Origin of the sequence: Paenibacillus sp. GM1FR, assembly GCF_002803315.1 — a bacterium.
Taxonomy (GTDB): Bacteria; Bacillota; Bacilli; order Paenibacillales; family Paenibacillaceae; genus Paenibacillus; species Paenibacillus amylolyticus.
Genome location: NZ_MKZL01000033.1, coordinates 217,272 through 232,844, shown reverse-complemented (window position 1 = coordinate 232,844; position 15,573 = coordinate 217,272). Strand labels below are relative to the sequence as shown.

General features: G+C 48.1%; 6 protein-coding genes. 2 read left to right on the top strand and 4 right to left on the bottom strand.

What is annotated here, in order from left to right:
- Positions 1-49: 49 nt before the first annotated feature.
- Positions 50-1,741 carry a DUF11 domain-containing protein gene (locus PAEAM_RS21170; protein WP_100528857.1) on the bottom strand — a complete coding sequence of 564 codons (1,692 nt, stop codon included), beginning with the start codon at positions 1,739-1,741 and terminating at the stop codon, positions 50-52.
- A complete protein-coding gene (locus PAEAM_RS21165; RefSeq protein ID WP_100528856.1) occupies positions 1,738-8,448 on the bottom strand; it encodes a DUF7507 domain-containing protein in 6,711 nt (2,236 codons plus the stop codon). Before PAEAM_RS21165 ends, PAEAM_RS21170 begins: the two co-directional genes overlap by 4 nt.
- 232 nt (positions 8,449-8,680) lie before the next feature.
- Here PAEAM_RS21165 and PAEAM_RS21160 point away from each other — a divergent pair, with 232 nt between their 5' ends.
- Entirely contained in the window at positions 8,681-9,820 is a 1,140-nt protein-coding gene (locus PAEAM_RS21160) for a GGDEF domain-containing protein (RefSeq protein ID WP_047842681.1), read from the top strand.
- Positions 9,821-9,923: 103 nt separating this feature from the next.
- Here PAEAM_RS21160 and PAEAM_RS21155 read toward each other — a convergent pair whose 3' ends face one another.
- A complete protein-coding gene (locus tag PAEAM_RS21155) occupies positions 9,924-10,445 on the bottom strand; it encodes a hypothetical protein (protein ID WP_100528855.1) in 522 nt (173 codons plus the stop codon).
- A gap of 71 nt (positions 10,446-10,516) precedes the next feature.
- The gene (locus PAEAM_RS21150) at positions 10,517-12,157 is read right to left on the bottom strand and encodes a sensor domain-containing diguanylate cyclase (protein ID WP_100528854.1); all 1,641 of its coding nucleotides are present in this window, start codon (positions 12,155-12,157) and stop codon (positions 10,517-10,519) included.
- Between the two features lie 461 nt (positions 12,158-12,618).
- On the opposite strand from PAEAM_RS21150, the gene PAEAM_RS21145 reads away from it, so the two are divergent.
- Positions 12,619-15,573 (top strand): Na+/H+ antiporter subunit A, encoded by a 2,955-nt coding sequence (locus tag PAEAM_RS21145; protein ID WP_100528996.1) that lies wholly within the window; start codon positions 12,619-12,621, stop codon positions 15,571-15,573.

Genomic DNA, 15,573 nt, shown 5'->3' with positions numbered 1-15,573 from the left:
CCAGAATGAGCAAATTCCTCAGGCAAGTTACCGTTAACCGTGATACCTCCTATTCTTCTCTATACTCCACAATGATGCTGTACTCATTCGATCGGGTTTCGCCAGCCCGTTTTTGTCCATTCCATTCATACGTGTACCTGGCAATCAAGTCTCCTTGCAGCGTCCCCACCTTCTCAGAAGCTAACTTCGCTACATACGAGATGTTCTTTTCCGTTCCAGGCTCAATCACGCCCACATGCAGAACCCGTGGTGTGGAATACTCTGATATGCTCAATTGGAGCTCACCCGTAGCTTGACCAAGCCATCTGGCACCCTCAGGTAAAATGCTCCCAAGTTGTACACGTGCCGGCAAATTACCCGTATTCCCCACACGTACCTGAAAAGTGACGGTACCTCCCTGCTCGACCAATGTGGGTGTCACTTGAACATAAGCCTGAATTATCGGCGCTTTCAATTCGACCACAGCTTCATTGGATGTAATCATCCGCTGCACTGACCGTGAATCTGGCAATCGAAATGTATACATCAGGCTAGCATGATTCACATACCTGTAGTCATCAGGCATCGATTCATCTCGATCTGGAAGTTTCGCTTCGAACTGAATATTCAGAACCGACCGGGCTGTCAACGTCCCCAGATTAAGACCTTTAGCCAGGTTGGTTCCGGGACGTTTAACCCCATTCCAGCGCAGACTGCCTTCGACAAATGTCACACCTGTTGGCAGTACATCCAGGAGAGTTCCATCCACCGCATAACTGCTTGCATTGGAGACGGTAATATTATATTGGACGGCATCACCCAATGTGGCCGTTACGGGGAGCACACTTTTCACCACAGAGACCTGGGGCTGTATCACTTCCAGAGTAACCTGATTGGAGTAGACCATCTCCTGCTGTCCTGCCGAGATATACGCCAGTACAGCTACACTTGATATTCCGTTTGCATCGCTTCCCCCAATAACCTGAACCCGATATTGTATTCTAATTGAGCTTCCGGGCAAAATCTCTCCAAGTTGTATGCCCGTATCAGGCGTTACTTGTGGCGCAAACATTTCATCTACGATGACACTCGCAGGTATAAAAACAATACCTTGTGGCAAAGAAATCGTTACTTGGGCATTGGTGGCTGCAATAAAACCCGGATTGCTCACGATGACGGTGTACATGACAATATCCCCTGAGAAGGTATAGATGTGATCCGCCTGAAAGGAGATCTCCAGCCGGGATGAGACCAGATTGACCTCCACGATATTGGATTGTTCCATACCTGTAACCGTTCTGCCTTCCGGTGTCAAAAACTCATAGTTAACCTGTGCCTGATTCAGCAGCTTCAGTGTCTCAGGTAAACGCAAGATTACAACTTGGAAGTGGTATCGCAACGTGGCTCCGGGCGCGATTTCGGCTGGAGGCAATCCTCTCTCCGGTGATGCTCCCGGTAACGGAATACCATCACGCAGTACACTGTTGGGAAGCAGTGCCGTCTCTGCAGATAGCTGATCCAATAGGTACACTAGGGCCGTAAGATTTCCGGTGTTAACAATTTCAACACGGTAGATAAGAGACTGCCCCAAGGCAGCTTCCATGACATTGCAGACTTTTCTGACTTCAAGCCTGGGGCCGATCCACGGTGTTACAACCGTATTCGAATAGGATACCTGTTCCAGTTCAGTCGCACCCGAGCTGAATCGAACCAGGGACTGATTCTTTAGCCAGTGGGACAACGGACCGGAAGATTGGCTCATATCACCACAACCTCTACTCTGAATGTAACCGTAACGGAAGCACCCGCAGCAATCGAACCAAGCGTGATGCCTGTATTCGGATTCCCTGTTGGTCTTGGCACACCATCCACCGTAACACTTCCTGGCACAAATACTGTACCGACAGGTACCGGGTCAACCATGACCACATTATTAACCACTTCAATGCCGCTATTGGTTACTACAACCGTATAGGTGATTACATCACCAACAACAGCATCAATGGCACTTGTACTTTTGGCAACAACAACATTTGGTGCAGATACCGGGATAACCAGTACATTCGAAGATACGGTCCCCGTCAACAGACGGCCATCGGGTGGACTAAATGTATAGTTGGCCACCGCCTGGTTAACCAGTTGCTGATCCTGCGGCAACGTATCTACAGTCACCTCGAGGGTAACCGTTACAATAACCGTACCTCCGGACGGTATGGTACCCACAGCGATACCCGTCTCCGGATTGGCACCTGGCTGTGGAACACCATCAATCAGAACACTATTGGGAAGCAGTACGGCTCCATTCGGTATATTGTCCGTTAATGTCAAACTTGCATCCAGATTCCCGCTATTGTTAATGGCAAAAGAATAGGTGATGGTGTCACCAATCGTTGCATTGGAAGTGCTCCCCGTTTTGGTTACGGCAATAATAGGCTGATATATTGGTGTTACAACCGTATTGGAATACGCTGCTCCCGAGAAAACACCCGATGTGAAACTTACGGAAGACTGACTGCTCACTTGTGGTGGTGTTGGAAGCGTATTGACCCGCACTGCATACGATACCGCTATCGATGCTCCAGGGGCTAAACTACCAAGGGCTATGCCCAGCGCCGGGTTTGCCGAGGCCCGTGGAACGCCATCTACCAGGACGCTGCCAGCAACAAATGTTACGGCCGGACTGATGGGATCGGTTAACACAATATTGTTTACAGGGTCAATTCCTTCATTGGTCACAACCATTTCATACACAATCGTGTCGCCTACCACGGCATCAACTACCGAAGCCGTCTTAACTACACTCACGTTCGGAGCAGATACTTGAATGTTGAGTGCGTTGGACGTAATCGTGCCTCCAAGTGTTCTTCCATCAGGTAATGTATACGAAAATGTCGCAGAAGCCTGATTGGTAATGGACTGGCTCAAAGGTAACGTCACAATCACAACGGAGAAGGTAACTAGTGTTGTTGTGGAAACGACACCAAGCGGAATACCCGAGGCTGGATCTGCACCTGGTGCAGAAGCCCCGTTAATAATAACGCTATTTGGAACAAACTCTGTTCCTGCCGGAATGGTATCCGTTAACGTGACAGATGCCCCATAGTTCCCCGTATTGGAAATGGCGATGCTGTACACAACGGTATCCCCTACCGTTGCTATCGTCTGATCTCCCGTTTTGACTGCCGCCAGAATAGGTTGAAAGACCGGAGTTGTAACCGTATTGGAGAATGTGGTCGCTGAGAAAGCCCCTGATGTAAAGCTGACCGTGGACTGATTGTTTAACACTGCACTTGCCGGAAGCGCCGTGACCTGCACACTAAATACAACGGTTACCGTAACGCCAGGTGCGATGGAACCAAGCGTTATTCCCGTAGAAGGATTGGCACCAGGGCGCAGAACACCATCGACAAACACGCCGGTTGGCGCAAGAACGGTACTTGTCGGCACTGCATCCGTGAAAACCACATTGTTGACCGTTGCAATTCCGTTATTGGTTACAGCGATGCTATACGTTACGATATCACCAACTGATACCGCCGTTGAAGTTGTGGATTTGACGACATCGACATCCGGTGCCGATACGGTAATGGTCAACACATTGGATAGAACAGACTCCGTGATGTTCCGCCCATCCGGCAATGTATATGATAGAGCTACCGAAGCCTGATTCACCAGTTGTTGCGGACTTGGCAGCGTATCAACAACTACTGAAAAGGTAATTGTGGTGGTAGCTCCTGGAGCCACATTGCCTGCGGGGATGCCCGTTGCTGGATTTCCTGCTGGCAGCGGTTGACCGTTCACAATAACGCTATTTGGAACAAGGATGGTTCCGGCTGGAAGGTTATCTGTCAGGTTAATCTGGGCTCCAAAGTTTCCCTGATTGTTCACGGTTATCGTGTAGCTGACTGTATCCCCAACGGTAGCATTTTGTGTACTGGCTGTTTTTTGCGCTGAAAGAATAGGCTGGTACACCGGAGTGACCACGGTATTTGAAAAGGTTGTGCTTGAGAATGTACCTGAGGTAAAACTGACCGTAGAGCGATTGCTCAACTGATCACTTGGCGGGATCGCGTCGATACGGATACTGAATGTGACCGTCGCGGACGTTCCGGGCCCCAATGTACCAAGGGGTACCCCACCTGCCGGATTGGCTCCGGGTTGCGCAACCCCATTCACTGTGACACTCCCTGTAACAAAAGAGGCTCCAGCTGGAATCGGGTCTGAAAACTGAATATTGTTCACCGGTGCAATTCCGCTGTTGGTCACCAGAATGGAATAGGTCACCGTATCGCCTACCGTAGCCGCAGTGGAAGCTGTGCTTTTGACAACAGCGACGTTTGGTGACGAGACCGGGAACGTGAGTGTATTCGAAGTGGCTGAGCCAGTCAACGTCCGCCCATCTGGAGGTGTAAATGTAAAGGATGATGTAGCAAAATTGCTAAGCTGCTGTGGGGATGGAAGTGAATCCACAACAACGGCAAACGTGACAACAGCCGTCGCCCCCGCTGCTACAATGCCTACCGGAATACCTGTTCCTGGTGTTACTCCCGGCTCTGGCACACCGGATACAACCACACTGTTGGGTACAAAAGTAGTCGCAGAAGGAATGTTGTCTGTGAGAGTAACATTTGCTTCCAGATTGCCAGCATTGCTGACCGTTACCGTGTATACAACCGTATCACCTACAGTTGCATTTACGGTATTTGCTGTTTTGACAAGTGAAATCTGCGGTTGTATGACCGGAGTCTGAGTGGTATTGGACGATGATGACCCTGAAAATGAACCGGATGTGAAGCTGACCGTCGACTGATTGTTAATCTGCGAAGGAATCGGCATGGTAATCGTCACCTCAAAAGTTACGGTAACCTCGGCTCCTGGAGCCAACGTACCGATTGGAATGCCGGCGGTCGGATTGGAGAGCGGGAACGAAGTCCCGTTCACAATGACACTTCCGGGTACAAATGGGGTATTCGAAGGAAGAGGATTGACATATACCACATTATTAACGGCTACTGTGCCGTTATTACGAATAACAGATGTGTATCGAATGACATCTCCGACTACGCCGTACTCTACATTGTCACTGTTGACAATCGTAACATTGGGCAGAGACACTGGAATAGTGATGGTGTTTGATGACGAGAGACCGGCAATCGTTCTCCCACTTGGGAGTGTGTAGGCAAATGAAGCAACCGCCTGATTAATTAACTGCCTTGCATCTGGCAAACTGGTAACCGTCGCAACAAAGGTGACCGTTGCACCTGAGCCCGCAGCAATCTCTCCTAGACTGATACCCGACTCCGGGCTGACTCCAGGTGTAGGTACGCCATTAATAATGACACTATTTGTGCTGAATACTGCTCCTGCTGGAATGGGATCTGTCAAGGTAACCGTTGCAGCTATGTTACCTGTATTGTTAATTTGGATGGTGTAATTAAACGTATCGCCTACAGTCAAACTTGTTGTACTTGCTGACTTCACCACTTGGATCACTGGCAGAAATATGGGGGTATTTACTGATATAGAAGAAGAAACACCGTTAAAACTGCCTGATGTAAATGCTGCATTGGCCTGGTTACTAACCAAACCCGTAGATGGAACGGAATTCACTCGGGTCTGATAGGTCACAGTTACACTGCTTGAGCTATTCAATGAACCCACTGCGATTCCCGCAACGGGGCTTGCGCTGGGAACAGCAGATCCATTAATCGTGACACTACCCGGGACAAATTCAGAGCCGGATGGTGCATCCGAAATCACCAGATTTTGTACTGCACTAATTCCTGCGTTTGTTACAACAACGGTATACGTAAGCACATCCCCAACTGTCGCATCTGGTGTGTTTACTGTTTTACTAAGAGAAATATTGGGAGCCGATGCAGATATACGAACGATATTGGATAAGCTGCTGCCTGAGAGATTCCTTCCACTTGGAAGCTGGTACGTATAACTTGCTGTCCCTTGATTCTCCAGTGTCGGGGGAGTCGGAAGTGTGGTGAGTGTAGCGCGAAACACCACCGTAGCCGCAACTCCCGGCAGGAGGCTGCCCAGTGTTATTCCGGTTAATGGGCTTGTTCCAGGACGTGCAGTACCATTCACAGTTACCGAATTCGGGACAAACGTCAGCCCCGCTGGAATCGTATCCGTCACATTCACTTGAGTCGCTATATTCCCACTGTTCGTGACCACAAGTGTGTATGCAATCTGATCCCCCAGTGTCGCATTGGTTTGGCTTGCCGACTTGTTGATACCAACAACAGCTTGGTATACAGGGGTTGTAATGGAATTGGAGTTGGAAATGCCCGTGAACGAACCAGAGCTATAGGACACTACCGCTCGATTGACTAACGAACCTGAAGCAGGCAGAGACTGCACATTCACCTGAAACGTCACCGTCGCAGAACTTCCGGCCGCCAATGTCCCAATAGAGATACCACTGCTCGGATTCGCAGACGGTACGACAGTTCCCCTTACGGTTGCACTGCCGGGAACAAAAGTTATTCCAGCAGGGAGCGCATCTGTAAGTACCACATTGTTAATCACCTGAATACCGCTGTTGGTAGTAACTACGGTGTACGTGAAGGTCTCCCCGACAGCAACATCGGTAACGGATGCTGATTTTACCGTGGTCACATTGGGCAATGTTACCGGGATCGTTAAGGTATTCGAGGCGATGTTTCCCGTGATCGTCCGACCATCAGGTGAATTGAAGGAATAAGAAGCTGTCGCCTGATCCACAAGAGTCGGCGGTGTCGGCAAGCTTGTTACAAGTACCTGAAAAGTCACGGTATTGGCACTTCCTGCCGCGAGGCTCCCCAGATTAACGCCGGTAACCGGATTGGCGCCAGCAATCACATTTCCATTCAGACGAAAGCTGCCTGCTACATATGAGCTACCACTTGGAATGTTATCCCTCAATGTAACGTTGGCAGCAACATTCCCTCCGTTGTTCACTTGCAGTGTATAGGTTACCAGGTCACCCACCGTGGCATTGGTGGTACTCGCCGATTTCACAATGGACAGGTTTGGCGAATAAACCGTAAGGGTGGAGTTGTTGGAAGGAATAACTCCGGTAATGACCGGCCCCCCTGCTACACTTTGAAATGTAAAGGCTGCATTGGCCGAATTCACCAGTTGCAGGATGCTTGCATCCTGACCGATGAGTACTCGATAGGTTACAACAACACTGCTGGATAAAGTTAACGAACCCAACGGAATGCCTGCCGTCACATCAAGTGTTGGACGGGATACACCTGCAACCGTGACACTGCCCGGAATAAAAGTAAGACCTGCAGGAAGTGAATCGGATAAAACAACACTGGCCGCACTCGCAGTGCCTGCATTGGTAACGGTAACCGAATATAGAATACTATCCCCGGCAACTGCACCGGCGGCGACCGTTGCCTTAGCCAATGTGATCTTGGGTGCATTAATATCAACTTGAATTGCATTGGCGTTGACAATGTAGGCATCCCCCGAGGTTGTTAATGTCAACACCGCAGATGACTGGTTATTGATCAGTCTTGCTGAAACATCCACATTGGTAATATCCCAGCCTTGACGTCCACCGATAATATTTGTACCTGGAGCTCCGTTGATCTGATTTCGTGTCCCAAACGTTCCTGTTGTATTAAGCGCTCCGGTATCTCCGTTAATCTGAGAAGCAAAAAAGTTCGCAGCTAGATTATTGGGCCCGGACAAAGCAACCGATGTAGCTGAGGTTGGCCCGAATAATGCCTGGTCACCGGTCCGGTTCGCGTCGCCCTCCTGCGCACTGAACAGTATTCTTCCTCCCAATACACCGGAAAGGGGCGTTGCAAATCCAGTCAGTGTGGTAACAACAGGTGGTGAAGTGGATTGAACGAGTACGCCCCCGGCACGCAAAGACATGTTGCGAAAAGGCAGATTGGGATTCTGATAAATGACTCCAAGTGTCCACCCCGCATGATTGGCCGTGGAATCATTTGTAATAACTATAGTCCCTACCACTGCACCGGTGATATATGTACCTGCTCCCCCATTTTGTACAAGTGTGGTCACGTTGGCGGAACGTACATAGCCAGCAGCACCGCCCCCCAGATCGAATTGATTGTAGGTAAGTGGATCAGGGGTAACACTGGAAGTCCCTGCGGGTGTAATAAACGTAACAGGATTGTTAATGGCAGCACTCAGATTGACTGTACCATTGATGTAACTGCCGCCCCAGATCAATTCTGCATACAGAACGGTACTTCCAGCAGGTAGTGTAAGAATGGCTGCTGAACTGTTGCTCTGATACAGGCTTGTCGTTCCCAGTGGATAGGTGCCGTACTGGAGGCTGGTGTTGGTTGTGATAAAACCTCCAATACTGTCCTGTGTTCCGGGAACCCCCGCTGTTTCCGAACGACTCAGTCCAAGCGTATTTCCTGTAAATGTAATTGCTCCCGTAGCATTAACGGTTGAACGAACGACAAGAGGAATGAAGATCACCTCCCCTTCATCAATGATTTCCTACATATGGAACGGAGCCATGTATATAGTCTATGAGTGTATTGTTGAGTTTTGTTTGTCCTCCATAAAAAGTTTGTGACAACTCGAAACTTCTGTGAGTCTTGTTCTCTCATAACAGTTAAATACATTTGCGTTTTGTTCATTGTGATTTATAATTATCATATACGAGAGTAATTCTGTCGTACCATTATGATGCAGTCAGCGGTGATATATGAAAGGTTTCCATACGCACAATAGTCACATTCCAACAGAGTACGAGTTCAAACATTCCAAATGGATCCAAAAAATGCTCCATGCCTACTGGGTTGTTACGATTGCACATTTCGCCATTCAGATTGGCTGTTTCCTGTTTCTGGAGTACGATCGCACACCTACAGATTTCTTGATGAATGTCCTCTTCTGGCCTACAGCCGTCAGCAGTTCATGCATTTTGTTCGCAAGTTGGGTTGATCGGCGCTTCAGTTCATATTCCTTTTACACCATGTCTATAGCCAGCACGGTTATCGCCTGGACGATTATTCATGTCAATTATGACATTCGGATTATATTAGCAATCTGTCTGTTGCCCATCTTTGCTTCGGTGCTGTTTTTCAGTAAAAAAAGAGTCTGGATTGTCTTTCTGATGCAGATGACTGGTTACTTTCTGGTTTTGTTCGATCCGGCCTACCGATTGTACCTGTCTTCATTTGACATGGTATCCATTCCTGCTTTTCTAATCCTAGGTACATATGTAGCACAGGTTATCGTAACCAGCGGCGTTGAGGTGCTCGACGATCTTCAGGCCAGCATGCTTGCCAAGCAGGACCTTATTGTGCGAAATGCCATTATGACCAAACAGTCCAAAACAGACGGTTTAACCAACCTTTATAATCAAAGTTCATTTAAGGATTATTATGAAAAAGCATTTGAGTATGCCAACAGTGGCATGAGTCTGCATCTGGCCCTGATCGATATTGATGACTTCAAGTCCATTAATGATACGTATGGTCATCGGGTTGGAGACATTATTCTGGAGAAAGTGTCCCTGATCATTCAGGAAACCATTACCTCAAGTGATATTGCAGCACGGTACGGGGGCGAAGAGTTTGCCTTATTGATGTTTGAGCAATCTTTCAAGCAGGCTTATGCCTTGGTGGAACAGATTCGTCAGAAGATTGCCTTGATGGGCCATCTGGAACTTGAAGGAGCTTCCATCACCGTGAGTATCGGTCTCAAAAGCTACAGCCCTAATCTAACCAAAGACAAATTGTTCGAGGAAGTGGATGCCTGTCTGTATGCCGCGAAACGAACAGGTAAAAATAAAACCGTAACATCACTTGATCTGACTTCGTCCTTGGCAGAGAAAATATAAATAAAAAAGTTGTGCTGTACACCCGAATTCCGGTTTGTACAACACAACTTTTTTTGGGTCTGAATATGATCAGCACGCCGATCTTCTTCATACATCTATGTTTTCATTCCGCCCATTCCCAGCGATGGCGATTTTGCTCCAGCATCGGATGCAGGTATTCGGACGATCCATCAATGATGAGACGCAGCTCTTTGATCCAATCCTTGAAGGAATCAAATGAAGCAAACATATTCGCCATCTCTATCGTCAAATACAGAAAGTGAGGGGCTGGATATTCCGCAGTGATATGGCGCAGCGCGCTATCCACAGGTGTATATTTCTTTCTCTTGCCCTCAAGCCCCTCCACACGTATACGTGAAGTTGGATGTTCCCGCCGCCACTCATGCAGGCGGTCTTCTCTTTTATAATATGCCTGTATCGAATCCTTGCTCATTCGCTTAAACGTGCTCTCGTGTAAAGGATACAACACAAGCTGTATGAATGAACGGGTATCTACCGTTGCAGCGGCGCGCTCGAGTTGCTCATCAGTCACATGTTCAAACGAGTCATAAAAAGTCAGTGTGCCTTTGCGGCTGGCCGCCGGTGGCTCATAACCATAAGGTACAGATGTATATTTTCCAGACATTTCACCCCTCCTTGTTTATACGCACATTCGCACAAAGGTGATTGGGATAACCCAGCTCATGTTATTATACGCTAACGATCTTGCTTCAACTCGGAATAAAATGTCATTCTGTTCTTGCCTGCACGTTTGGACTCATACAAAGCTTCGTCCGCCATCCGAATAATCTCACTTGGGTTGTCGCTGTTAGTTGGATATTCGGCACCTCCGATGCTACATCCAATTCGAATTCGCTCGTATTCGATAATAAACGGCTTGTTCAAGCTTTGAATGATGGCTTCTGCATAAGCCATGGCTTCTTCCCTCGGATGACTTCCAACAGACTGAAGTACAATCAGGAATTCATCTCCGCCCAATCGGACTGTTATCCCCTTCACCTGACCAAGAGCAGACAGTCGCTGGGCCACTTTCTGTAACAGCACATCTCCAGTCTGATGTCCAAGTGTATCGTTGACCCGTTTGAATCCATCGAGATCCAGATAGAGAAAAGTCAGCGTGTGATTTTCACTTTCGGTCTCCAGAGACTCCTCCAGATACACTTCAAGGGCAGTGCGATTTGGCAGTCTAGTCAACTGATCAAAATGCGCCAGATTCTGCATCACGACCAGCTCTGAGTTTTTATTCATAAGAGAGGTCAGCATATCCCGAAGCGAACGGGACAACACTTCAATCTCCTTAATCCCCTTAATCGCAGGAATCTCAAGCTCTTCCCCTGCACGCAGTCGATTGGCTACTCTGGTAAGACGCACAAGCGGGGCAGAGATCAGACGTGAGACAACCCAGCCAATCAGTGCAAACAGCACGGTAACGGCGAGTCCAGACCACACATTAAACCACATCAGGTCAAACACAGACGCAAAAGCAGATGACTTGACTTGACGAATGACTACGGTCCAGCCTAATCCGGGATAATCCAGATGACCCTGGCTGTAGGCAAACCCTGTCACATATTCATTACCGTCAGGCCACTTTTCAATGGACCAACTGCTCTTGTTGAGCTGGGCCTCTTCAATGCCAGGCAATACTAACAGTTTACCGATCCATTCCTTCGGCCCGAGCAGCACTGTATGTTCCTTTTTGCTAACGATAAAAAATTCAATGTCTTTTTCTTCCCTTTTCAATGGGGCAAGTATGGATTCCTCAACCTCCTTCGCCCATTCCCAGCTTAAATGTGCAGCGAGCACACCTTGAATCATTCCTTTGTTATCCTTCAGCGGAAAACTGATATCGACAAATTGCAACGGCTCTCCCGTTGGATTCGGAAGCAGCTTGGCAAGAAGTACTGCATTATGCACATCTCCAATGAATTTACCCTTGATTCCCTCCTGATACACAGGTCGCTCTGATAAATTTCCCCCAAGCAAGATACCATCCGTAGCAGCTAACACTTTTCCCTTCGGGTCCATGAATCCAACCCATGAGAATGAGGGAAAGCTATCTTGTAACTGATCCAGCAGCATCTGAATCTCATCAGGTTGGAATTCATCTTCCAACGAAGCCATTCGGCCCAGCAGGTCCAGTTCACCCGCGCGAGCGGACATGAATCGATCCAGCTTGTCCGAAGCCTGTGAGGCCGTGCCTGTAAGCGAGTGACCAATCTCAGTCTCTACAGCAACAAATGACTTTTGGCTAAAAATAGACCCAATTGTCAGAGTAACCAGCAAGGATAACACAGCAAAGATGACTGTAAGCACAGTTCTAATTTTGAATGACATTACTTCCTCCATTACACGGTGAAACCATCTTGCTTCTCAACATAACTATGCTGTAAAGAGTACACGGAATGTCACCTCGGACGTGTCTCAAAACTCGCTGAAGTGCATCTTTTACCGCCTTTTCGCCCCCTGCTGCGTCACTTTCCCTTGACGTGCCCCGGCACGCCTGCGGAAAACTTCCTGGCTTGGAACGAAAATTCGGCAAAATCTGCTTCTTCGGAGTTTCAGACACTCCCTAATCGTTTTCATATTTATCGGAACTTGGGTGTTTTTTTATTATACATGCCCATACAATATTATACTGAAATCTGCACCGTGTTTCTTCCATTCAAAGAATAGACACGATTCTGTATATACATACTTGGGTTATGAATATAGAGAGCAAGCATATCCTTCAAAGGATCATGCGCCTGTATGTCACAGAGAGAGTAATCGAAATACTACACATTGGGGGTGTAATGTTGAGCCTGCTTCATGTTGCTGTTATTCTGCCTTTTGCCGCTGGCATTCTTCTTGCCATGCTGCATCGTTTCTTCCGTAAAAACCATTTGGGATGGCCGGTTCTCCTTGTCCCGGCACTATTATTTGTATACTTTGCGAGTCTCATACCCGCTGTGTCACAGCGCAATACCGTATCCGGAAATATCCCGTGGATCCCTTCACTGGACATTGGATTCAACCTGTATCTGGACGGTCTGAGCCTCATGTTGACACTGCTAATCACCGGAATCGGTGTCCTCGTTGTTCTCTACTCCATCTTCTACATGGATATGAAAGAAGCGCTGAACCGTTTCTACCTGTATCTGTTGATGTTCATGGGAGCCATGTTGGGCGTAGTGCTGTCTGATAATATGATCGTGCTCTACGGATTCTGGGAATTGACCAGTATTACGTCATTCCTGTTGATTGCATTCCATTACAAACGTAAAGCCTCGACTTCAGGAGCACAAAAATCATTCCTGATTACGGTATTTGGCGGTTTCGCCATGCTTACCGGATTCATGATGATGTATCTCATTACCGGAACATTCAGTATTCGTGCAACCATTACAGGATTGGGTCAGTTTCAGGAAAGCGCACTATTTCTACCCGCACTTATCTTGATCCTGATTGGAGCTTTCACCAAGTCAGCTCAGTTCCCGTTCCATATCTGGTTGCCGGATGCCATGGAAGCTCCGACACCTGTTAGTGCCTATCTTCACTCAGCCACCATGGTCAAGGCCGGACTGTACGTTGTCGCACGGTTTACACCAATCTTCGGTGGACAGGGACTCTGGTTCTGGCTCGTTACTGGCGTTGGTCTTCTGACTTTGTGTTATGGATCATTCCTGGCGGTGAAAAAAAACGATCTCAAAGCGATTCTTGCCTATTCGACCATCTCTCAACTTGGTCTGATCATGTCCCTCTTAGGGGTTGGATCTGCTGCTCTCTACTTCGGATATGGCGAATCCTCTGCGATGTACACTGTGGCAATAACCGCTGCGCTACTTCACCTGTTTAATCATGCAACCTTCAAGGCCGCTCTGTTCATGGTCGTAGGGATTGTTGATCATGAAACGGGTACACGTGACATACGGAAGCTCGGTGGACTTGCTTCATTCATGCCAATCACATTCACCGTGGCATTGATCGGCTCACTTGCCATGGCGGGTATTCCGCCCTTCAACGGATTCCTGAGCAAGGAGTTATTCTTCCAGGCGATGGTGGAAGTCACGCATCTACGAATCTTTGGACTTGGGTCCTGGAGTGTTCTATTGCCGGTATTCGCTTGGCTTGCAAGTGTGTTTACCCTGATCTATGCGCTTATTATCGTGTTCAAAACATTCCTCGGTCGTAGCCAAAGCGAGATCCCTGCCGAGAAACTGCACGAAGCGCCCGCTGGCATGCTCATTCCGCCTGTTGTTCTAGGTGTTCTTGTCGTTGTATTCGGACTCTTCCCGAATCTGCTGGCCGGATCACTGATTGAACCGGCAATGGCCGCTGTGCTTCCATCCCTCTTGAATGGGAATGAGCGCTTCGATGTACATTTCTCCCTGTGGCATGGATGGACTCCGGAACTAATTATGACAATCGGAGTTGTGATTCTCGGAATCACTCTCTACAAGCTGTTGCCACGATGGAGGAATATTTATGAGCATTATCCACAAGGATTAACAATTAACAATATGTACCACGTCGTGCTGGATAATCTTCAGCATTATGCACGCAAATGGACGGAAGCCTATATGAATGGCTCGGTTCGAAATTATCTCGTTTACATTTTCTCATTCACGGTCGCGTTGCTGGTCTATGCCTTCTTCCGTTCAGGAGAAAATATTAGCTGGAATCTGCAGGGCAATGCACCTTTCTCATTTTATGAGGTGGTACTGCTAGTCACGCTCATCGGTGCTGCAGTTTCGATTCCTTTTGCCAAGAACAGACTGTCAGCAGTCATTATGACCGGAGCGGTTGGTTACCTCGTAACCCTACTGTTTGTACTCTTCCGGGCGCCAGATCTGGCGTTGACACAGATGATTGTTGAGACGGTATCGGTTGCACTGTTCCTTCTCTGCTTCTACCATCTGCCTGAGCTTCAACGTGGCAAATCAAGCCGCAGTTATCTCACGGTAAATATGATCGTAGCGATTGCAGTCGGGATCGTGATGACTTTTGTTGCATTGGCCGCAAGCGGAACAGCCTCACTGGACAGCATTTCTACTTTCTTCCTTCAGGAAGCCTATGACTCAGCTGGTGGTAAAAATGTCGTGAACGTGTTGCTGGTAGATTTCCGTGGCTTCGATACGTTATTGGAGATTATGGTGCTTGGCGTTGCTTCGTTATCCATCTACTCCATGATTAATCTGAACCTTGAAGCAAAAGATCTCGGAGCCCGCTTGAAGTTCCGTAAGAAGGACGAGAGTCAGGATTCCGAACCTGCTCTAGATGATGAAGCGGACAATACGAAAAAGTATGGTAACCGGGAACGCAGCTCATCCTCGTGGGATACTGTCCCTTTGCAGAGTAATGATGTATTGCTGCAAACGACCACCAAGGTTGTTGTGTTCATCATACTGACGTTTGCCATGCACCTCTTCTTTGCAGGTCACCACAATCCGGGCGGAGGTTTCATCGGCGGCTTGGTCACAGCGGCAGCGCTCGTATTGATTGCCCTGGCATTCAGTACGGATACGATACGCAAAGCGTTACCGGTTGACTTCCGTATGCTAACAGGAATCGGATTGGGTATAGCTTTACTTACGGGTGCGGGTTCATTTATATTCGGAGTCCCGTTCCTAAGTCAAACCTTCGGTTATTTCGAACTTCCTTTGCTGGGAGAAACAGAACTCGCCACGGCCATGCTGTTTGATCTTGGCGTGTATCTCGCTGTCCTGGGTGTCACCATGACCATCATTCTACAGATCGGGGAGGATCGCTGA